Origin of the sequence: Pseudomonas sp. PS01303 (assembly GCF_029959385.1) — a bacterium.
GTDB classification, from domain to species: domain Bacteria; phylum Pseudomonadota; class Gammaproteobacteria; order Pseudomonadales; family Pseudomonadaceae; genus Aquipseudomonas; species Aquipseudomonas rustica.
The window spans coordinates 18,831-38,385 of sequence record NZ_JASCPK010000045.1 but is presented as its reverse complement, the minus strand read 5'-3'; the positions used below and the strand labels follow the sequence as shown (position 1 = coordinate 38,385).

The window sequence follows — 19,555 nt, the reverse complement described above, 5'->3', positions numbered from 1 at the left end:
GCTCGCGATAGCCATCTGACAGTCAACTACTCTGTTGAATGTCAGTAAGCCATCGCGAGCAGGCTCACTCCTACATTGGTTTGCAGTGTTTTTCAGGCCAGTTATCACACAGCCCCAATTGGGCGTTTTTTTTGCAGCCTCGGGCGGGCATACTAGGCCGTCCCTTACCCTGGTGCCGCCCGCCCCTATGCTTCGCGTCCTGATCGCCCTTGCTCTGACATGCCTGCTCCAACCGGCCTTCGCTGACGAGCGCGCGCAAACCCAACAGCAGTTGGACGCCACGCGTCAGGACATTGCCGAGCTGAAAAAGCTGCTGGGCAAAGTCCAGGAAGAAAAATCCGGCGTGCAGAAAGAGCTCAAGGGCACGGAAACCGAGCTGGGCAAGCTGCAGAAGCAGGTCGATGCGCTGCAGAAAGAACTGCAGAAAAGCGAATCCGAGCTGCAGCGACTCGATGCAGAGAAAAAAAAACTCCAGAGCGCGCGCACTGAACAGCAGCGACTGATCGCCATTCAGGCCCGTGCGGCTTATCAGAACGGTCGGCAGGAGTACCTCAAGCTGCTGCTCAACCAGCAGAATCCCGAGAAATTCGCCCGCACCCTCACCTATTACGATTACCTGAGCCAGGCCCGCCTGGAGCAGTTGAAGAACTTCAACGAAACCCTGCGCCAACTGGCCAATGTCGAACAGGACATCGCCGCGCAACAGGCGCAATTGCTGGTGCAGAAAAGCAGCCTCGACACCCAGCGCGACGAACTGGAAAAAGTCCGCAAGGAACGTCAGCAGGTGCTCGCCAAGCTCAATGACGACGTAAAGGCCCGCGATCAGAAACTCGCCGCACGCGAGCAGGATCAGGCAGACCTGTCTAAAGTCCTTAAAACCATTGAAGAAACCCTGGCCCGTCAGGCCCGTGAGGCAGAAGAAGCGCGGCAGAAAGCGCTGATCGCCCAGCAGGAAGCGGAAAAAAAGCGCTTGCGTGAGGCGCAGGCGGAAAACACCGACGCCCCACGAAAACCCGCCAAATCGACGCCCGGCGCGCTGGTTTCCAGCAGCGGCGAGACCTTCGGTGGCGCTTTTGCTGCAACCCGGGGAAAACTTCCTTGGCCGGTTGATGGTCGACTACTGGCGCGCTTCGGTGAAAGCCGTGGCGACGACGCCCGTACCAAGTGGGATGGCGTGATGATCAGCGCCGCCGCCGGCAGCCAGGTGCATGCCGTGCACGGCGGGCGCGTGGTGTTCGCCGACTGGTTGCGTGGCGCCGGGCTGCTGGTGATCCTCGATCACGGCAACGGTTTTTTGAGTCTTTACGGCCACAACCAGACGCTGCTCAAGTCAGCGGGTGATGTGGTCAAAGCCGGTGAGTCGATTTCCACTGTCGGTAACAGTGGCGGTCAGGACACATCAGCGCTGTATTTCGCAATTCGTCAGCAGGGTCACCCGAGTGATCCGGCGCAATGGTGCCGCGCGCAAGGATAGGCGTTGAGTCACCTACATTAGGAGTTCGTTCGACATGCTGCATTTGTCCCGTCTTACCTCGCTGGCCCTGACGATCGCCCTGGTGATCGGCGCGCCTCTGGCGTTCGCCGCTCAACCGGCTCCGGCCGTCGCTCCGGCAGGCACAGCCGCGACCTCCAAGGCGCCGTTGCCGCTGGAAGAGTTGCGCACCTTTGCCGAGGTCATGGATCGGATCAAAGCCGCTTACGTCGAGCCGGTAGACGACAAGACCCTGCTGGAAAACGCGATCAAGGGCATGCTCAGCAACCTTGATCCGCACTCGGCCTACCTCGGCCCAGAGGACTTTACCGAACTGCAGGAAAGCACCAGCGGAGAGTTCGGCGGGCTGGGTATCGAAGTCGGCGCTGAAGACGGCTTCATCAAAGTCGTCTCGCCAATCGACGACACCCCGGCATCGAAGGCCGGTATCCAGGCCGGTGACTTCATCGTCAAGATCAACGGCCAGCCGACTCGCGGCCAGACCATGACCGAAGCCGTCGACAAAATGCGCGGCAAGATCGGCCAGAAAATCACCCTGACCCTGGTTCGCGATGGCGGCACGCCGTTCGACGTGACCCTGGCTCGTGCAGTGATTCAGGTGAAGAGCGTCAAGGCGCAGCTGCTGGAAACCGGCTATGCGTACATCCGCATCACCCAGTTCCAGGTCAAGACCGGCGAAGAGGTCTCCAAGGCTCTGGCCAAGCTGCGCAAGGACAACGGCAAGAAGCTCAACGGCATCATTCTCGACCTGCGTAACAACCCGGGTGGCGTGTTGCAGGCAGCGGTGGAAGTGGTCGACCACTTCATCACCAAAGGCCTGATCGTTTACACCAAGGGTCGCATCGCCAACTCCGAACTGCGCTTCTCCGCCACCGGCAAAGACGAAAGCGAAGCGGTGCCAATGGTGGTGTTGATCAACGGTGGCAGCGCCTCGGCCTCGGAAATCGTCGCCGGCGCCTTGCAGGATCAGAAACGCGCCGTGGTCATGGGCACCACCAGTTTCGGCAAGGGCTCGGTACAAACCGTGCTGCCGCTGAACAACGACCGCGCGCTGAAGATCACCACCGCGCTGTACTTCACGCCGAACGGCCGCTCGATTCAGGCGCAGGGCATCGTCCCGGACATCGAAGTGCGCAAAGCGAAGATCACCAACGAGGCGGACGGCGATTACTTCAAAGAAGCCGACCTGCAAGGTCACTTGGGTAACGGCAACGGCGGCGCCGACAAACCGACCGGCTCGGGCGCCAAGCCTAAAGCCATGCCGCAGGATGATGACTACCAATTGGCCCAGGCCCTGAGCCTGCTCAAAGGGCTGAGCATTACGTCCGGCCGTTGAGGATGTCTTTGCGTTTCGTCTTCGTTCTGTTGTGCTGTCTGGCGGGTGCTGCTCATGCAGAGCCCGTCAGCCCAAAGACTCACAAGGCCTACCTGAGTCTGATCATCGATGACCTGGGGCAAAACCTGCCCAGGGATCGCCGCGTGCTGGCCCTGCCCGGCCCGGTGACCACGGCGATCATGCCCGACACCCCGCACGCCACCGAATTTGCCCGCGAGGCCCATCGCGCCGGCAAGATCGTCATCCTGCACATGCCAATGGATCCGGCCACCGGGCCTTACGCCTGGCATCCCGAACTGCCCATCGAAGAACTGGAAAAACGCCTGAACGCCGCGTTCAAAATGGTGCCGTACACCGCTGGCATCAATAACCACATGGGCAGCCGCATGACTGCGCAACCAGTGGCGATGGCGTGGTTGATGGGCGAGTTGCAGCGCCGCCACAAGTTCTTCGTCGACAGCCGCACCAGTGCGCAGACCGTCGCCGCACAGCAGGCGCAGAAGATCGATCTGGCGAGCGTTTCGCGGGATGTGTTTCTTGATGATGAGCGCACGGAAGCGGCAATTTACACGCAGTTGCAGACGGCGATCAGCCTGGCGCACAAGCAGGGTTCGGCGGTGATGATCGGGCATCCTTACCCGCAGACACTGGCGGTGCTGGAGCGGGAATTGCCGAAGCTGAAGGCTCAGGGGATTGAGTGGATTGATATCCGGCAGATGATCAGTGTGCGCAGTAACAAGGCGACTGCGGCTCATGGCAAGGATGGCGTTTACCGCTGACTTTAGAAGCCCCTCACCCCAGCCCTCTCCCGGAGGGAGAGGGAGCTGACCGAGTTGATTGGGACAGCTGCACCGACTTGCAATACCGAGTCGAACTCAGGTTTTGAAAAGCACATAGATCAGCTCCCTTTCCCCCTCGCCCCCTTGGGGGAGAGGGTTGGGGTGAGGGGGTAGCGATCTGATAAGCGCTACAAATACCGTCCCATGATGTCATCCACCACACCATCCTTGCGCATCTGATCCAGCGCGGCCTGGAGCTTCTTCACGGTTTCTTCCGGCACATCTTTATTCAGCGCCAGATACAGCTCAGCGCTGTTGAAGCGCAGCACCGTCTTCAGCCCCGTCACCCCATCCTGTCGCGCCAGATAGCGCCCGGCCGGATCACCCGTCGCCCACAAATCAATCTGCCCGTTGACCAGCTTCTTGGCGTTGTCCTGATCGCGCAACACCACCACCGGCTTCAAGCCCTGCTTGGTCAGTGTCTCGGCAATCGCATCGCCCTTGTACGCGCCAATCTTGTATTTGCGCGCGTCCTCAAGGGTTTCGAGGGTGATCTTGCTGTCAGCCTTGGCCAACAGGATCCAGTCATCCGGGCCGATCGGGCCGACCCATTTGAAGAGTTTTTCGCGATCCGGCAGGCGCGCCATCACGAAGGCGCCGTAACCAGGATTTTCCAGGGCGAGCTTGTACACGCGCTCCCAAGGAAAGCGCAGGGTCAGGCTGTAAGTGACGCCGGCACGCTGGAACATTTCCCGAACGATGTCGGTGGCGATGCCGTTGATGTTTTCGCCTTGGGCGAAATTTTTGCCGTTCTTCGCCATGTTGTACGGCGGGAAGTTTTCGGTAAGGAGCACCAGATCGGTGTCGGGACTGGTTTCGGCGCGGGCCGTGTTGATGAGCAACAGAGAGGCGCTGGCGAGAACTAGAAGCAGGCGTTTGATCATGTTGGGCTACCGAAATCCATGGCGTGCCCAAGAGTGCCTTGGGTGCGCCATGGTGTCCACTGGCCTGTATCGATTTTGACGCTTAACGCATCGTGATGCCGCGTTTAGCCATGTAGGCCTTGGCTTCCTGCACGGTGTATTCGCCGAAGTGGAAAATACTCGCCGCCAACACAGCGCTGGCGTGGCCTTCGAGAATGCCGTCAGCCAAGTGCTGCAAGTTGCCGACACCGCCGGAAGCAATCACCGGAATGCCCAGCGCGTCGCTGATCGCGCGGGTCACGCCGAGGTCGAAACCGTTTTTCATGCCGTCCTGATCCATGCTGGTCAGCAGGATTTCACCGGCACCAAGGCCTTCCATTTTCTTCGCCCACTCGACGGCATCGAGGCCGGTTGGCTTGCGCCCGCCGTGGGTGAAGATTTCCCAACGCGGGGTTTCGCCCGGGCCGGAAACTTTCTTCGCGTCGATGGCGACGACAATGCACTGCGAGCCGAAATGCTGCGCCGCTTCGCCAACGAATTCCGGATTGAACACGGCAGCGGTGTTGATCGACACCTTGTCCGCACCGGCATTCAGCAGATTGCGGATGTCCTGCACGGTACGCACGCCACCGCCGACGGTCAGCGGAATGAACACCTGACTGGCCATGCGCTCGACGGTATGCAGCGTGGTGTCGCGACCATCGACGCTGGCGGTGATGTCGAGAAAAGTAATCTCGTCGGCACCCTGCTCGTCATAGCGACGGGCGATTTCTACCGGGTCACCGGCGTCGCGGATGTTCTCGAACTTCACACCTTTGACGACCCGGCCGTTGTCCACGTCCAGGCAAGGGATGATGCGTTTGGCCAGAGCCATGCTTAATCTCCGATTAAGAGTTGCAAGCTTCAAGCTTCAAGCTGCAAGAAAGAGCGGACGCGGTCGCGCTTCTAACTTGCAGCTCGCAGCTTACAGCTTGGAGCTGGTCGCGTAGCTATCGCAGAAAGCCTGGGCTTCTGCCACATCCAGCGTGCCCTCATAAATCGCGCGGCCCGTGATGGCGCCGATGATGCCCGGCGCCTTGGCGTCGAGCAGCGATTTGATGTCACCGAGATTGTGGATGCCCCCGGACGCGATCACCGGGATCTTGGTAGCGGCAGCCAGCGCAGCGGTAAACGGCACGTTGCAGCCCTGCATCATGCCGTCTTTGGCGATGTCGGTATAAACGATCGAGGAGACGCCGTCGGCTTCAAACTGCTTGGCCAGATCGATGACCTGCACGGTGCTGATTTCAGCCCAGCCATCGGTGGCGACGAAGCCGTCTTTGGCATCCAGACCAACGATGATCTTGCCCGGGAACGCGCGGCAGGCTTCAGCGACGAACGCCGGATCTTTCACGGCTTTGGTGCCAATGATCACGTAGCTCACGCCAGCCTTGACGTAGTGTTCGATGGTTTCCAGCGAACGGATGCCGCCACCGATCTGGATCGGCAGGGTCGGGTAACGCTTGGCGATCGCGGTGACCACTTCGCCGTTGACTGGCTGGCCTTCAAACGCACCGTTCAGATCGACCAGATGCAGACGGCGGCAACCGCCCTCCACCCACTTGGCAGCCATGCTCACCGGGTCATCGGAGAACACTGTGGAATCTTCCATGCGGCCCTGGCGCAGACGTACGCAGGCACCGTCTTTAAGATCGATAGCGGGAATAATCAGCATGCTTTTTCCTTCGTCAAAAGAGCGGCAAGCTGCAAGCGACTAGCTGCGAGCATGCGGTGTACCAGTTCTTGCAGCTTGAAGCTTGCGGCTTGCAGCTGCTCCTAATTTTTTTCGAGCGCCCACAGGTCGCTTTCGATGCTTTCAAACCGCTCTTTGAGGTGGGTCTGAACATCGAAAATCGCCCTGTTGTAATAGTGCGGAGCAATTTCGCGGGTAAACAGCTCAAGAATTTCCCCCGCTTCGAACGATCCCAGATCGAGTTCGAAACGGTCTTCCATGAACCGCTGAATCTTGCGATTGGCCTCGTTCTCCTGTTCGGGAGTGAGGGTCAGAATCGGCGGTTTGGTTTTCTTGGCAGCCATTTACCAGCGACCGTCCCACGCCGCGAAGTTCTGCAGCAACTGCAGGCCATGGGTATGGCTTTTCTCCGGGTGGAACTGCACGGCGAAGCGCGAGCCATCGGCCAGCGCCGCAGCGAAATCGACACCGTAATGGCCGCCACCAACCACTTGCCGCGCATTGGCGGCAGCGATGTAGTAGCTGTGCACGAAGTAGAAACGCGCCATGTCCGGAATGTCATGCCACAGCGGGTGGCTGACCTTCTGCTTCACCTCGTTCCAGCCCATGTGCGGGACTTTCAGGTGTTCGCCGTCTTCGTGCAGGTCTTTGCCGAAGAACTTCACTGCGCCCGGAAACAGGCCGATGCAGTCAACGCCATCGTTCTCTTCGCTGCTGTCGAGCAAGGCTTGCATGCCGACACAGATGCCGAGGAACGGACGATCCTGGCTGACTTCACGCACCAACGAATCGAAACCGAGGCGACGGATCTCCGCCATGCAATCGCGAATCGCGCCAACACCGGGAAACACCACGCGATCCGCTTCACGAATCACTGCTGCATCGCTGGTGATCAGCACTTTACCGGCGCCGACGTGCTCGAGGGCTTTGGCCACCGAGTGCAGGTTGCCCATGCCGTAATCGATAACTGCAACCGTCTGCATTACAGAACGCCTTTGGTCGATGGCATTTGCCCGGCCATGCGCTCATCCAGTTCGACGGCCATGCGCAGCGCGCGGCCGAAAGCCTTGAACACGGTTTCGATCTGGTGGTGGGTGTTGGTGCCGCGCAGGTTATCGATGTGCATGCTGACCAACGCATGGTTGACGAAGCCCTGGAAGAATTCCTGGAACAGGTCAACGTCGAAACCACCGACGGTGGCGCGGGTGTACGGCACGTGCATCTGCAGGCCTGGACGACCGGAGAAGTCGATCACCACGCGCGACAGCGCTTCATCGAGCGGCACGTAAGCATGACCGTAGCGACGGATGCCTTTTTTATCGCCGATGGCTTTGGCAAACGCCTGGCCGAGGGTGATACCGACGTCTTCCACCGTATGGTGGTCGTCGATATGCAGATCGCCCTTGCATTCAATATCCAGGTCGATCAACCCGTGACGGGCGATCTGATCCAGCATGTGCTCAAGAAAAGGAACACCGATATCGAATCGGGCCTTTCCGGTGCCATCAAGGTTGATCGAGGCTTTGATCTGGGTTTCCAGAGTGTCGCGCTCGACAGAAGCCTTACGTTCGGCCATCACCAGCTCCGCAAAATCATTGGGCGAAAAAGGCAGCCATTATAGGCACGCGGGGCGCAAACAGAAACACGAGAGGTGATATGGCTGACGGATAGAACGCCCGGCTGTCGCGGGTAGACATGTCCATACAAGCCATAAAGGGCAATGATCGCTCCCACGCTCTGCGTGGGAGTGCAGCCCGGGACGCTCTGCGTCCGCTTCGAATGTGACGCAGAGCGTCACGGGAGGCATTCCCACGCAGAGCGTGGGAACGATCAGGTACAGGCGACCTTAGTGAAACAGTACCGCCGTTTTCTGCAGGGTTACCCACACACCCCACGCCAACGGAATACCCACGGCCAACCAAGCAGCAATCGCCAGCGGCTTGCTGCCCGGCGCGGCTTTCCACTCCAGAACCGTGCTGGCATCAGCACCTTTGTCGTGACCCAGCGCCTGTTCGGCGGCCAGTTCAGCGTCGGTCATGAAGTACTTGTCGGCCACCGGGCGTACCAGCATGTTGCACAGGAAGCCCAACACCAGCAGGCCGGCGAGGATGTACAAGGTGATGTCGTAAGCGGCAGCGCGTTCAACGCCGATGCTCAGCTGATATTCACGCAGGTAGTTCACCAGCACCGGGCCGAGCACACCAGCCGCCGCCCAGGCCGTCAACAGACGACCGTGGATCGCGCCAACCATTTGCGTACCGAACAAGTCAGCCAGATACGCTGGAACAGTGGCAAAACCACCGCCGTACATCGACAGAATGATGCAAAACGCCGCCACGAACAGCGCCACGTTGCCCAAATGGCCCATGTTCGGAATCAGCGCGTACAGGGCAAAACCCAGGGCGAAGAACACGAAGTAGGTGTTTTTGCGGCCCAGGTAGTCCGAGAACGAAGCCCAGAAGAAACGACCACCGATGTTGAACAGGCTCAGCAAACCGGTGAAGCCCGCAGCGATCGCAGCGATCGAAGCCAACTGACCGGCATCGAGCTGACCAAACGGCACATCAACGCCCAGCAGCTTGCCGCCGAACACTTCCTGCAACAGTGGCGACGCCATGCCGAGGATGCCGATACCGGCAGAAACGTTCAGGCACAGCACCAGCCAGACCAGACGGAATTGCGGGGTTTTCCACGCCACATTCACGTGTACGTGACGATTGGTGATCATCGCGTTCGCGGCTTTCTTCGCCGGAGCGGTCCAGCCTTCAGGTTTCCAGCCGGTTGGCGGCACGCGGTACGACAGAGCGCCACCGATCATGAACACAAAGTAGATCGCGGCCATGGCCACGAAGCTCTGTCAGACGCCAACACCTTCAGCCGAGCCGAAGTGGCTCATCAGCGCCGTCGCCAACGGTGCACCGACCATCGCGCCGCCACCGAAGCCCATGATTGCCATGCCGGTCGCCATACCGCGCTTGTCCGGGAACCACTTGATCAGGGTCGAGACCGGCGAGATGTAGCCCAGACCGAGACCGATACCGCCGATCACGCCCGAGCCAATCCACATCAGCCAGATCTGGTGGGTATAAATACCCAGCGCCGAAATCAGCAGACCGCCGCACCAGCACAGTGCCGACACCACGCCAGCCTTACGCGGCCCTGCGTGCTCCAGCCAGCCACCCCAGATCGCTGCCGAGCAACCGAGGAAGATGAAGAACAGCGTGTAGATCCAGCCGAGCATGGAGATCGGCCAGTCGCATTGCGACGAAAACACTTGTGCGATGAAGCTCATGTCCGGCGCGCAAGTCACTGGCGCGGTGACGCCCAGCGCCTTGGACAGCGGCAACCAGAAGACCGAGAAACCGTAGGCCATGCCGATGCACAAGTGGATGGCCAACGCGGCCGGTGGAACCAGCCAGCGGTTGAAACCGGGCTTGGCGATGATGCGCTCCTTGGAGAGGAACGCAGGCTGGGCGGCGCTGAGGCCGTCCGCCGTAATGCTCGTGCTCATTGTGTATCCCCCAATTATTAGTATGGTTCGCCAGCCACTGTTCACCCTCGGCCTTATGCACGCAGGCATGACCGTTTTTTGGGTGAAGCTCCTTGAAGGCGCGACGTTAAGTCGCAGAGGGACGGACGAACGGGGCGAAGGTTACCATTTGCAGGTGACAGAAAAACCAAACTGATATCACCTTTTTCATGTCATCTGATCTCTACACCCGTGTAGGAGCTGCCGAAGGCCGCGATCTTTTGATCCTGTTTTTGAAAAACATCAAAAGATCGCAGCGTTCCGCAGCTCCTACACGGGGCAATTTTTGCTGAACGACGGGTGAACCAAGTCCGGAAAATGGCGTCGCAAGCGGGGGCCGAACTGCGCCTGCTGGCACCTGCCGGACATCCTGAAGCTCTGGCCATCGCGGCGAAGTTGCACGTGCCATCCGAGGTACTGGCAACATGAAGCCACACCGAACCGGGCATTTGCAGCGCTATACTCCCCGGCTAAATTACGAATTCGACTAATTACAAGGACTCGCCCATGAAAGCGTTCGGCAAAATCCTGGGTCTGGTACTTCTCGGGCTGTTGCTGATCATCGTGGCGGCAGGCTTTGCCCTGACCCACCTCTTCGATCCCAACGACTATAAAGACGAGATCCGCCAGATAGCCCGCGACAAGGCCCACATCGAGCTGACGCTCAATGGCGATATCGGCTGGAGCCTGTTCCCATGGCTCGGCCTGGAATTGCACGAGGCCAGCGTCGCCACCCTGATCAAACCGGCCGAACCGTTCGCCGATTTGCAGATGCTCGGCCTGTCCGTGCGTGTGCTGCCGCTGCTGCGCCGTGAAGTGCAGATGAGCGACGTGCGCGTCGAAGGCCTGAACCTGCGCCTGAACCGCGACAAGGACGGTCATGGCAACTGGGAAGACATTGGCAAGCTGCCGCAGCCTGCCGGTGCAACGCCACCTGTCGCAGCCAATCAAGCGGCCAGCGAAACTCAGACAACACCGGAAAAACCACCTCAGCCAATCCGCCTCGACATCGACAGCCTGACCGTCAACAACGCCCGCGTTGAATACAACGACGAGAGGACCGGCAAGCAGTTCAGCGCCGAAAGCATCCAGTTGAGCACCGGCGCGGTTCACGATTCGACCAATATTCCGTTGAAGGCCACCGCTTTCCTCAGCACCAATCAGCCGATGCTGCGGGTGCGCACCGAGCTGAACGGCGAATTGCGCATCGAGCGCGCGCTGCAACGCTACAGGTTCGAAGACATGAAATTGTCCGGCGAACTGACTGGTGATCCGCTGCAAGGCAAGGCCATGACCTTCTCGGCTCAAGGCCAGGTTTCGCTGGATAAAGCCGCGAACGTCGCCGAATGGACGGGAATCAAGATCTCCGCCAACCAATTGCGCGCCTTGGGCGAACTGAAAGCCAACGATCTCGATAAAACCCCGCAGATCACTGGCGGCCTCTCCATCGCTCAGTTCGATCTGGCGAAATTCGTCGACAGCATCGGCCAGACACTTCCAGCGATGGCCGCCGGCAGCCTGAGCAAAGTCGAACTGGTCAGCCGCATTGCCGCCACGCCAACCAGCGTCGCGTTCGACAACATCAACCTGAAAGTCGACGACAGCAGCTTCAGCGGCCGCATCGCCGTCGAGGATTTCGCCAAGCAATCGCTGCGCGCGATCCTCAAGGCTGACACCTTCAACGTCGACCGCTACTTGCCGCCGAAATCGGAAAAAGCCGCCAACGCCACGCAAGTACGTCAGGCCGAAGTCGCCAGCACCGAGGCCGATGCCATGGCCGGCGCCGGCAGTACGCCGCTGCCGGACAAGCCGACCAAAACCGCGTGGAGCACCGATCGCCTGCTGCCGGTGGAACGTCTGGCCAAGCTCAATGTGGACGCCGATCTGACTTTCGGCCAACTGACCCTCGACAAATTGCCGATCCAGAACGCCGCACTGAAAGCCACCGGCCAGGGCGGCTTGCTGACCCTGACCAATCTGAGCGGTGATCTGTACAATGGCAACTTCGCCGCCAATGGCACCCTTGATGTCCGCCAAACCGCGCCCGTGCTGAATTTGCAGACCAAGCTCAACCGCGTGCCGGTCGATAAAATCCTCGAAAGCCAAGGCAAGAATCCGCCGGTGAAAGGTCTGGTTACCCTCACCAGTAACGTCACCGGCAACGGCAACAGCCAGCAAGCGCTGATCGAAAGCCTCAACGGCAACGCCAGTTTCGTGATCAACAACGGCGTGCTGCTCAACGCCAACCTTGAACAGCAATTGTGCAAAGGCATCGCCACACTCAACCGCAAAACCCTCAGCGGCGAGCCACGCGGCAAAGACACGCCGTTCCAGGAACTCAAGGGCAACCTGACCTTCCGCAACGGCATCGCCAGCAACCCGGATCTGAAAGTGCGCATCCCCGGCATGACCGTCAACGGTGATGGCGACATCGATTTGCGCGTGCTCGGCATGGATTACCGCGTCGGCATCATCGTCGAAGGCGACACCAGTGCGATGCCGGATCCAGCCTGTCAGGTCGGCGAAAAGTTCGTCGGCATCGAGTGGCCGCTGCGCTGCCGTGGCCCGCTGGAGCTGGGCGCGAAAGCCTGCCGCGTCGACAACGATCGACTCGGTCAGGTCGCGACCAAACTGGCTGGCGACAAGCTCAGCGACAAGATCGACGAGAAACTCGGTGACAAGGTCAGCCCGGAATTGAAAAACGCACTGAAGGGGCTGTTCAAGCGATGAGATCGGAGCAGTTTTCCACGGCGGTGCTGGATTGGTTCGACCGCCACGGCCGCCACGATTTGCCTTGGCAGCAGGACATCAATCCGTATCGGGTGTGGGTGTCGGAGATCATGCTGCAGCAGACTCAGGTCAGCACCGTGCTCAATTACTTCGACCGTTTCATGGCCGCGCTGCCGACGGTCGAAGCGCTCGCCGAAGCGCCGGAAGACGAGGTGCTGCACCTGTGGACTGGCCTGGGTTATTACACCCGCGCACGCAATTTGCAGAAGACCGCGAAGATCGTCGTCAGCCAATACGGCGGCGAGTTTCCGCGCGACGTTGAAAAGCTTACCGATCTGCCGGGCATAGGCCTGTCCACTGCCGGCGCGATCGCCAGCATCAGCATGGGCCTGCGCGCGCCGATCCTCGACGGCAACGTCAAACGCGTGCTGGCGCGCTTTACTGCGCAAGAGGGCTACCCCGGCGAGCCAAAGGTGGCCAAACAGCTCTGGGCCAACGCTGAGCGCTTTACGCCCCACGATCGGGTCAACGCCTACACCCAGGCGATGATGGATCTCGGCGCCACACTCTGCACGCGCAGCAAGCCGAGTTGCCTGCTGTGTCCGCTGGAGCGTGGTTGTGAAGCGCACATGCTCGGCCTCGAAACCCGCTACCCGATTCCCAAGCCGCGCAAAGCCATCCCGCAGAAGCGCACGCTGATGCCGATGCTCGCCAACGGCGACGGCGCGATTCTGCTTTACCGTCGCCCCTCGAGCGGTTTGTGGGGCGGTTTGTGGAGCCTGCCGGAACTCGACGACCTCGACGACCTGCAACACCTCGCCGATCAGCACGCGCTGACCATGGGCGAACAGCAGGCGCTGCCGAGCCTTGTCCACACGTTCAGCCATTTCCAGCTGTCCATCGAACCCTGGCTGGTTCAGGTACAGGAAGCCGCCCATCACGTGGCCGAGGCCGACTGGCTCTGGTATAACCTCGCCACCCCGCCGCGCCTGGGCCTCGCCGCCCCGGTCAAAACCTTGCTCGAACGCGCGGCCGCCGTCTTGAATGCAGGAGAGTCGCCATGACCCGCACCGTAATGTGCCGCAAGTACAAAGAAGAACTGCCAGCCCTGGAACGCGCCCCTTTCCCGGGCGCTAAAGGTCAGGATATTTTTGACCACGTCTCGGCCAAGGCCTGGGCCGACTGGCAGAAACACCAGACCCTGCTGATCAATGAAAAGCGTTTGAACATGATGAACGCCGAAGACCGCAAATATCTTCAGGGCGAAATGGACAAGTACTTCTCCGGCGAGGAATACGCTCAAGCCGAAGGCTACGTTCCACCTGCAGAGTAAACCCCGGAAATCGGGGGTCGGATCGTAAGCGACGGAATTAATTTAAGAAATTTTAAAAAAGTCGTTGACGTAAATCCGAAAAACCCTTTTAATGCGCCCCGTTGCCCAGATAGCTCAGTCGGTAGAGCAGGGGATTGAAAATCCCCGTGTCGGCGGTTCGATTCCGTCTCTGGGCACCAAATACCGAAAACCCTGAATCGCAAGATTCAGGGTTTTTTTATGTCTGCGATTTGGCAGACGTTGAAATCGCCTGCATCTTTAGCGACCTAAACTGCCACTCCTATGCACTCACTCAAGCCTGTCATTCGCTGGCTCGACACAAGCATGCTATAGATGAGTGGTACCCTCTTGGATTGCGATTTTAACTGTACAAATGTACAGTCTCTTTCACCAAGCGGTTACCTCAAGCGACCGCTGGGCAGAACCTGTTAATGAGGTTCTTGACTAACACATTGGCGGGCCGATAATCCGGCACCATTTTCAACATGTCCCTATGGATTGGGGAAAGGGGTTCAACTGTGATCTTCAGCGAACAAAAAGTAGCCCAGATGGCGGTTTACTTTTTGCAAAAACGCGGCGGACGCATGGCCTACATAAAACTCATGAAGCTGCTTTATCTGGCTGACCGTGAGTCGATGGATCGCTATAGCGCCCCCATATCGCACGACTCGCACGTCTCGATGGCGCAGGGCCCTGTGCTGTCTACAACGCTCAACCTCATAACAGGTCAAATCCAGTCGTCTGTCTGGCGAAGCTGGGTAACCTCCGAAGCACAATTCGAAGTATCTCTAAGCCGCGGGCAGACAGACGTCGAAGATTTGGACGAGCTGTCGGATGCAGATATTGAAATCATGGAGCACGTCTGGGAACAGTTCGGGCGAATGAAGCGCTGGGAGCTCGTTGATTACACTCATGAGCACCTGCCAGAGTGGGTAGATCCGGGTCGTTCTTCAACTCCGATCAATCCTCGCGCTGTATTCAGGGCGCTTGGCAAGGACGAAGGTCAGGCAGAAATGCTGGCTCGGGAATTGTTTGAGCGAAAAAGTCTAGGAAGGGCTATTTCTGAGTTGATCTGATGCCAGGGAATATTTTAAGAAAAGGAACTCTACTGATACTCAGCGGCCCATCCAATCATCTTCACATTGTGATGAATGATCCCGTCTACTCTCATGAACATGGCTACGACGGTGTCCTGGCTGTAAATATCTCTTCGGTAAAACCAGGGATATACCACGATCCTTCATGCATCCTGACTACGAGATGCCATCCTTTCGTAAGATGGGATAGCTGGGTGGTCTATAAGGAGGCTGCCGTCTTTGACTCATCACGTTGAAAGTTGACGAGGGAGAAATCGTCGCCCATCAACCTGTTAGTGATGACTTATATGGAAGAGTTAGATCGGGATTTGATACCTCCCGACACCTTCCTAAAAAGATTGGTAGATTCATACGCCAGCATAATTTCTAGCAACATCGTCTTGGGTAGATCAGGTCATATGGATCTGCTACCTGACCTGAAAGCCAAATAAGATCAGCGATCAGCTTTGGATTAGCGGAGCAACGATGATGGAATACGACGACAAACTGATTGAAGAAACCGTGCTTGCCCTGCTGGCAACCTTCAGCTTCAATAACGGCAATTCTTGGAAAGGTTTCGACTTCGAGGTCATGAATCGGCTTCATGAACATGGCTTCATCAGTGACCCGGTGAACAGGAAGAAATCGGTTTGGTTAACCGCTGAAGGGCTGGAACGAGGCAGACAGTTAGCTGATCGACTGTTTGGAGATGAGGCTCAAGCTGAGCATGTATCGGACTCGGATTCCTGACTTCAGAATACGACGACACGCCAAATGTAAAATCTCGTCTTCCACCAAATACCAAAAACCCTGAATCGCAAAATTCAGGGTTTTTTATGTCTGCGATTTGGTAAGGCACGGTTTCATATCGACGGAATCGATCGTGGTTTGCTGCGCCTTGGCCATCAAACTGCTGAGTGTTGAAAGCAACCCATTGCGCGTTGTGCTCTCGCAGGCAGTGGCCTCGTTTTGAGCAGCATCACGCCGCAACCATGAAAACCCGCGATCCCATCCCCAGAGATCCGCCCTTACGGAAGAGGGTCATCCTAGATGAATCAGAAACGAACTCGCATCCCCCTGCCCCATCCGCCGCCACCTCGGGAAAGCCTGGTATCGAGAGGACTGGCGATCATGATCAGCGTGTTTCTGATCAGCACCGGCGCGCTGCTGTGCTACTCGGCCATCGACGGCTTGATTCACGACACCATCACCACCGCCACTCGCGGCGGGCCGGCCAAGGTCTACACCCTCGCCGGGCAACCGGGCGCGTACTGGTTTCATATCGTTTTTGAAGGATTTTTTGGCGGATTGCTGCTGGTCGCAGGGGTGGCGTGGCATAAACTGACGCGTATCGGCAGACCCGCGAGCAGGGCCCGGCGTAAATACCGGTAGCACTTGACGCTCGTAAGAAATGGACTACAGACCATGCCCGCCAACGTCCTTTTCCTCGGCAGTGTCCTGCATGACCAATCGCCTCTTCCTGCGGATTTCACCGTCTCTCCCGACATACTCAAACGGCGACGCCGGGCATGCTTTTGCGTCTGTTCACAATGAAGCGGAAGACCCGATGAGCCAGTTAAAACCTGCTGACACGCAAGACCCGAAAATCGATTCATTGCTGGGGGAGCTTGGCGAGTTGATTCGTCAGGCACGGCAAAAAGTGCTGCGAGCGGTTGATACGATTCAAGTGCAGACCTGCTGGCAGATCGGCCGGCATATCGTCGAGTTTGAGCAACAGGGTGCCCAGCGTGCGGGCTATGGAAAGCAGTTGCTGGCTCTGCTGGCGAAGGATCTGACGGCGCAGTTTGGTAAAGGGTTTGATGAACGTAATCTGCGATACATGCGCAGCTTTTATCAGCTGTTTCCAATTTGGAACGCAGTGCGTTCCGAATTGAGCTGGACCCACTACCGTCGGCTGTTAGGAGTGAACAATGAAAAGGCTCGCCATTGGTACATGGACGAGTGCGCCAACCTGAACTGGTCAAGCCGCGCCCTCGATCGCCAAATCCTGACGCTCTACTACGAGCGGCTCCTCATGAGTCGAGACAAAGCCGATGTGATCGAAGAAGCCACCACCAACATCGAAGCGATGAAATGTAATCCGCGTGAATTCATTCGTGATCCGGTGATGCTCGAGTTTCTCGGCCTGCCGTCAGCCGGCAAGGTCAGGGAAAGCAGTCTCGAACAAGCCCTCATCGATCACCTCCAAGGCTTTTTGCTCGAATTGGGCAAAGGCTTTTCCTTCGTTGCTCGCCAGCAACGCATCAGTACCGACGGCGTCGATCTGTACATCGATCTGGTGTTCTACAACTACCTGCTCAAATGCTTTGTGATCATCGATCTCAAACGCGGCAAGCTCAGCGCCCGCGATGTCGGGCAGATGGACATGTATGTGCGCATGTATGACGAGCTGATGCGCAGCGAGGGCGACAAGCCGACAGTCGGGATTATTTTGTCTGCCGAAAGCAACGATTCGGTGGCGCGCTATTCGATGCTCAAAGGCAACGAACAACTGTTCGCCAGCAGCTACAAAACGATATTGCCGAGTGAAGAAGAGTTGCGCGCAGAACTCAATCGCGAACAGGCCTTGATCGAAGAACGCATGCTGACTCAATCCACTGAATAAACCCTACGGATTGTTCCCGGGCGGCGCGGAGACTATCGTTGGCAGCTTACCCGCCAAGGTCGAGAGTCATGAGCTGTCAGGACATGCCCGCAACGCAGGATGTGCAGTCAAGGTCGCCGATTTTGAATACTGCTCAAGGCGAGCCTTTCAAAGAATCGGCTACCGACGGCTATGTGCTGGGCGGTTTCACTTGGCGTCACACATCCCCCGATGCCCAGCGCCCGGTGGTCATCATCAATGCCGCCACCTCCGTGCGCTGCCGCCACTACTCGCGATTCGCCGCCTATCTGTTCGCCAATGGCTTCGACGTCATCACCTACGACTACCGCGGCATTGGCGAATCGCGACAGGCTTCGATCAAAGGCCTGAACGCTTCGTGGACTGATTGGGGCGCGCTGGATTTCGAGGCGATGCTCAAGCGTGCGCAACGTGAGTTTCCCGGTCAGCCGATTGACGTGGTCGGGCACAGTTTTGGCGGTTGCGCGGCGGGCTTGGCCGAGTCCGGGCGAGTTATCCGACGGTTGGTCACTGTCGGCGCGCAGTTCGCCTACTGGCGAGATTACGCGCCCGAGCATCGCTGGCGCATGTTTGGCAAATGGCATCTGCTGATGCCGTTGATGACCCTGTTCTGCGGCTACTTCCCCGGCAAACGCCTCGGCTGGCTGGAAGACACACCGACGGGCGTCGTGCGCGACTGGAGCACGCCTGCCCCGCGTTTTGAAGGGCGCCCAAGCGGTCGCGCACTGATGAAAAAAACCGGCACCCTGCCCTTCGCCAATGTCCGCGCGCAGACGCTGGCCATCAGTATCAGCGACGATCCCTACGGCACAATTGCGGCCATCGAACGCCTGCTCGGCTACTTCAGCAACGCTTCAAAAACCCACCTGCGCATCGAGCCGCAAGACATCGGCGAACAACAAGTCGGACATTTCGCCTTTTTTCGCAGCGCATACCAAGCCACACTATGGCCCATCGCTCTGACCTGGCTGCACACCGGCGCACTGGCCCCCGACACACCGGGACGGCAAGTCCCGCGCAGCTGAGCCCTCTCAACGCACGACGGAACACATCATGGCCTCCGCCAACAAGCAGCAAAAACGCGCCACCCGGGCCAAAGCCAAGGCCAAGCAGAACCGCACCAAACGCGCTGAAGCGCCGGTCGAGCTGGATCCGAACGACGACCGCATCGACTTCGAATCGGTGGATCTGACCGAGCTGTTCAAGAAAATGATCGACGCCGAGAAGATCAGCCAGCAAGCCCTGTGCACCGCGTTCCTCGAAGACCCGCTGCTGGAGCTGGTTTATGAGCAGGAAGGCGAAGAAGGCGCGATGGACTTCATCCTCGCCGCGCTGATCGAGTTTCGCCAGTGGTCGCAGGAAACCGATGAGGCCGGTGCGCTGGCATGGATCGAATCACCGGCCTTCCAGGCCGACTATGTGGCGGCGTCCGACGCGATCGCCGCAAACACCCAACAGAAGAACTGAGCTCCCATGGCATCCCTGAACAAGCAACAGAAACGCGCCAAACGCGCCAAGGCCAAAGCCAAACAAATCCGTATGGTCGGCCGCAAGCCGCTGGAGCAGGACGAAGACCTCGACCACCTCGCCGAGCCGGTGCCGGAATACGTCCTGGCGATGTTCAGCAAAATGCGCGACGCCGAAGCCATCAGCCGCAACGAAATGCTGCTGACCCTGCTGCGCGAACTGGCGTTCGTCATCGTTGATCATCCTGAACTGCTGGACATGGAAAACGCCGACAACGAAGGCATGGCCGCCACTCACCTGGCCGCCGACATGCTGATCGACTACCGCATGTGGGCCGAAGGCGTAACGATCGAAGAAGCCCAGGCCTGGCTGAGCGAGCCACAGTTCATCACCGATTTCGGGGTTGCGCTGGATGCTTATGGCAAGTCGGTGGAAGCACAGGAAGACAAGAGCGAATAAACATCGCTCAAAAACAAAAACGGCCGCTAGTCATCACTGACAGCGGCCGTTTTGC

Annotated in this window: 19 protein-coding genes, 1 tRNA gene and 2 pseudogenes; 15 read left to right on the top strand and 7 right to left on the bottom strand. The window is 58.5% G+C overall.

The features are described from left to right. Positions 1-187 precede the first annotated feature (187 nt). Genes QMX93_RS14790 through QMX93_RS14780 form a run of 3 tightly spaced genes read left to right on the top strand, consistent with a single transcriptional unit; the run spans position 188 to position 3,607 of the window. Complete coding sequence (locus tag QMX93_RS14790; protein ID WP_053116594.1) at positions 188-1,474, top strand: murein hydrolase activator EnvC; 1,287 nt, start codon at positions 188-190, stop codon at positions 1,472-1,474. A gap of 34 nt (positions 1,475-1,508) precedes the next feature. Further along, positions 1,509-2,828, top strand: a complete 1,320-nt coding sequence (locus QMX93_RS14785) for a S41 family peptidase (RefSeq protein ID WP_053116593.1) — start codon at positions 1,509-1,511, stop codon at positions 2,826-2,828. 2 nt (positions 2,829-2,830) lie between these two features. Next, positions 2,831-3,607 carry a divergent polysaccharide deacetylase family protein gene (locus tag QMX93_RS14780; protein WP_282356708.1) on the top strand — a complete coding sequence of 259 codons (777 nt, stop codon included), beginning with the start codon at positions 2,831-2,833 and terminating at the stop codon, positions 3,605-3,607. A 188-nt stretch (positions 3,608-3,795) separates the two neighbouring features. Here QMX93_RS14780 and QMX93_RS14775 read toward each other — a convergent pair whose 3' ends face one another. The 7 genes and pseudogenes from QMX93_RS14775 to QMX93_RS14745 all read right to left on the bottom strand — a co-directional run bounded on the left by QMX93_RS14775 (position 3,796) and on the right by QMX93_RS14745 (position 9,773). Beyond that, entirely contained in the window at positions 3,796-4,551 is a 756-nt protein-coding gene (locus QMX93_RS14775) for an ABC transporter substrate-binding protein (protein WP_053116591.1), read from the bottom strand. 82 nt (positions 4,552-4,633) lie between these two features. Beyond that, positions 4,634-5,404 (bottom strand): imidazole glycerol phosphate synthase subunit HisF, encoded by a 771-nt coding sequence (gene hisF / locus QMX93_RS14770; RefSeq protein WP_053116590.1) that lies wholly within the window; start codon positions 5,402-5,404, stop codon positions 4,634-4,636. Between the two features lie 90 nt (positions 5,405-5,494). Further along, on the bottom strand, positions 5,495-6,244 hold the full coding sequence (hisA, locus tag QMX93_RS14765; RefSeq protein WP_053116589.1) for a 1-(5-phosphoribosyl)-5-[(5-phosphoribosylamino)methylideneamino]imidazole-4-carboxamide isomerase: 750 nt from the start codon (positions 6,242-6,244) through the stop codon (positions 5,495-5,497). A 101-nt stretch (positions 6,245-6,345) separates the two neighbouring features. Further along, positions 6,346-6,606: a DUF2164 domain-containing protein gene (locus QMX93_RS14760; protein WP_053116588.1), complete on the bottom strand. Its 261-nt coding sequence runs from the start codon at positions 6,604-6,606 to the stop codon at positions 6,346-6,348. Continuing rightward, positions 6,607-7,245, bottom strand: coding sequence for an imidazole glycerol phosphate synthase subunit HisH (hisH, locus tag QMX93_RS14755; protein WP_016986340.1), 639 nt, complete (start codon positions 7,243-7,245; stop codon positions 6,607-6,609). Continuing rightward, positions 7,245-7,838 (bottom strand): imidazoleglycerol-phosphate dehydratase HisB, encoded by a 594-nt coding sequence (gene hisB, locus QMX93_RS14750; protein ID WP_042557195.1) that lies wholly within the window; start codon positions 7,836-7,838, stop codon positions 7,245-7,247. Before hisB ends, hisH begins: the two co-directional genes overlap by 1 nt. Before the next feature lie 270 nt (positions 7,839-8,108). Then, positions 8,109-9,773 (bottom strand): annotated as a pseudogene (locus tag QMX93_RS14745) (OFA family MFS transporter). Positions 9,774-10,079: 306 nt separating this feature from the next. On the opposite strand from QMX93_RS14745, the pseudogene QMX93_RS14740 reads away from it, so the two are divergent. From QMX93_RS14740 to QMX93_RS14685, 12 genes and pseudogenes are all read left to right on the top strand, one after another. Next, positions 10,080-10,220: pseudogene (locus QMX93_RS14740) on the top strand (aspartate 1-decarboxylase autocleavage activator PanM); the annotation flags it as partial. Positions 10,221-10,298: 78 nt separating this feature from the next. Beyond that, positions 10,299-12,521, top strand: a complete 2,223-nt coding sequence (locus QMX93_RS14735; protein WP_282356704.1) for an AsmA family protein — start codon at positions 10,299-10,301, stop codon at positions 12,519-12,521. Continuing rightward, positions 12,518-13,585, top strand: coding sequence for an A/G-specific adenine glycosylase (gene mutY / locus QMX93_RS14730; protein ID WP_282356702.1), 1,068 nt, complete (start codon positions 12,518-12,520; stop codon positions 13,583-13,585). Before QMX93_RS14735 ends, mutY begins: the two co-directional genes overlap by 4 nt. Next, positions 13,582-13,854, top strand: coding sequence for an oxidative damage protection protein (locus QMX93_RS14725; protein ID WP_053116583.1), 273 nt, complete (start codon positions 13,582-13,584; stop codon positions 13,852-13,854). The genes mutY and QMX93_RS14725 overlap by 4 nt, the downstream gene beginning before the upstream one ends. A gap of 103 nt (positions 13,855-13,957) precedes the next feature. Next, positions 13,958-14,033: transfer RNA gene (locus QMX93_RS14720), tRNA-Phe, on the top strand. A 339-nt stretch (positions 14,034-14,372) separates the two neighbouring features. Then, the gene (locus tag QMX93_RS14715) at positions 14,373-14,930 is read left to right on the top strand and encodes a Panacea domain-containing protein (RefSeq protein ID WP_282356701.1); all 558 of its coding nucleotides are present in this window, start codon (positions 14,373-14,375) and stop codon (positions 14,928-14,930) included. Between the two features lie 489 nt (positions 14,931-15,419). Further along, positions 15,420-15,680: a DUF6429 family protein gene (locus tag QMX93_RS14710; protein ID WP_282356700.1), complete on the top strand. Its 261-nt coding sequence runs from the start codon at positions 15,420-15,422 to the stop codon at positions 15,678-15,680. A gap of 381 nt (positions 15,681-16,061) precedes the next feature. Further along, a complete protein-coding gene (locus QMX93_RS14705) occupies positions 16,062-16,322 on the top strand; it encodes a hypothetical protein (RefSeq protein ID WP_282356699.1) in 261 nt (86 codons plus the stop codon). 175 nt (positions 16,323-16,497) lie between these two features. Then, entirely contained in the window at positions 16,498-17,556 is a 1,059-nt protein-coding gene (locus QMX93_RS14700) for a PDDEXK nuclease domain-containing protein (protein WP_282356697.1), read from the top strand. A 68-nt stretch (positions 17,557-17,624) separates the two neighbouring features. Next, complete coding sequence (locus QMX93_RS14695) at positions 17,625-18,599, top strand: alpha/beta fold hydrolase (protein WP_282356696.1); 975 nt, start codon at positions 17,625-17,627, stop codon at positions 18,597-18,599. Positions 18,600-18,627: 28 nt separating this feature from the next. Next, positions 18,628-19,041 (top strand): hypothetical protein, encoded by a 414-nt coding sequence (locus QMX93_RS14690; protein ID WP_282356695.1) that lies wholly within the window; start codon positions 18,628-18,630, stop codon positions 19,039-19,041. Between the two features lie 6 nt (positions 19,042-19,047). Then, on the top strand, positions 19,048-19,500 hold the full coding sequence (locus QMX93_RS14685) for a hypothetical protein (RefSeq protein WP_008080542.1): 453 nt from the start codon (positions 19,048-19,050) through the stop codon (positions 19,498-19,500). The last annotated feature ends 55 nt before the right edge of the window (positions 19,501-19,555 follow it).

Coding starts and splice junctions, on each gene's coding strand:
- hisF (WP_053116590.1), bottom strand. CDS start 5,404: ATGGCTCTGGCCAAACGCATCATCCCTTGCCTGGACGTGGACAACGGC.
- QMX93_RS14780 (WP_282356708.1), top strand. CDS start 2,831: ATGTCTTTGCGTTTCGTCTTCGTTCTGTTGTGCTGTCTGGCGGGTGCT.
- hisH (WP_016986340.1), bottom strand. CDS start 7,245: ATGCAGACGGTTGCAGTTATCGATTACGGCATGGGCAACCTGCACTCG.
- QMX93_RS14785 (WP_053116593.1), top strand. CDS start 1,509: ATGCTGCATTTGTCCCGTCTTACCTCGCTGGCCCTGACGATCGCCCTG.
- QMX93_RS14725 (WP_053116583.1), top strand. CDS start 13,582: ATGACCCGCACCGTAATGTGCCGCAAGTACAAAGAAGAACTGCCAGCC.
- hisB (WP_042557195.1), bottom strand. CDS start 7,838: ATGGCCGAACGTAAGGCTTCTGTCGAGCGCGACACTCTGGAAACCCAG.
- QMX93_RS14700 (WP_282356697.1), top strand. CDS start 16,498: ATGAGCCAGTTAAAACCTGCTGACACGCAAGACCCGAAAATCGATTCA.
- QMX93_RS14735 (WP_282356704.1), top strand. CDS start 10,299: ATGAAAGCGTTCGGCAAAATCCTGGGTCTGGTACTTCTCGGGCTGTTG.
- QMX93_RS14760 (WP_053116588.1), bottom strand. CDS start 6,606: ATGGCTGCCAAGAAAACCAAACCGCCGATTCTGACCCTCACTCCCGAA.
- QMX93_RS14790 (WP_053116594.1), top strand. CDS start 188: ATGCTTCGCGTCCTGATCGCCCTTGCTCTGACATGCCTGCTCCAACCG.
- QMX93_RS14775 (WP_053116591.1), bottom strand. CDS start 4,551: ATGATCAAACGCCTGCTTCTAGTTCTCGCCAGCGCCTCTCTGTTGCTC.
- QMX93_RS14695 (WP_282356696.1), top strand. CDS start 17,625: ATGAGCTGTCAGGACATGCCCGCAACGCAGGATGTGCAGTCAAGGTCG.
- QMX93_RS14690 (WP_282356695.1), top strand. CDS start 18,628: ATGGCCTCCGCCAACAAGCAGCAAAAACGCGCCACCCGGGCCAAAGCC.
- QMX93_RS14705 (WP_282356699.1), top strand. CDS start 16,062: ATGATCAGCGTGTTTCTGATCAGCACCGGCGCGCTGCTGTGCTACTCG.
- mutY (WP_282356702.1), top strand. CDS start 12,518: ATGAGATCGGAGCAGTTTTCCACGGCGGTGCTGGATTGGTTCGACCGC.
- QMX93_RS14685 (WP_008080542.1), top strand. CDS start 19,048: ATGGCATCCCTGAACAAGCAACAGAAACGCGCCAAACGCGCCAAGGCC.
- QMX93_RS14710 (WP_282356700.1), top strand. CDS start 15,420: ATGGAATACGACGACAAACTGATTGAAGAAACCGTGCTTGCCCTGCTG.
- hisA (WP_053116589.1), bottom strand. CDS start 6,244: ATGCTGATTATTCCCGCTATCGATCTTAAAGACGGTGCCTGCGTACGT.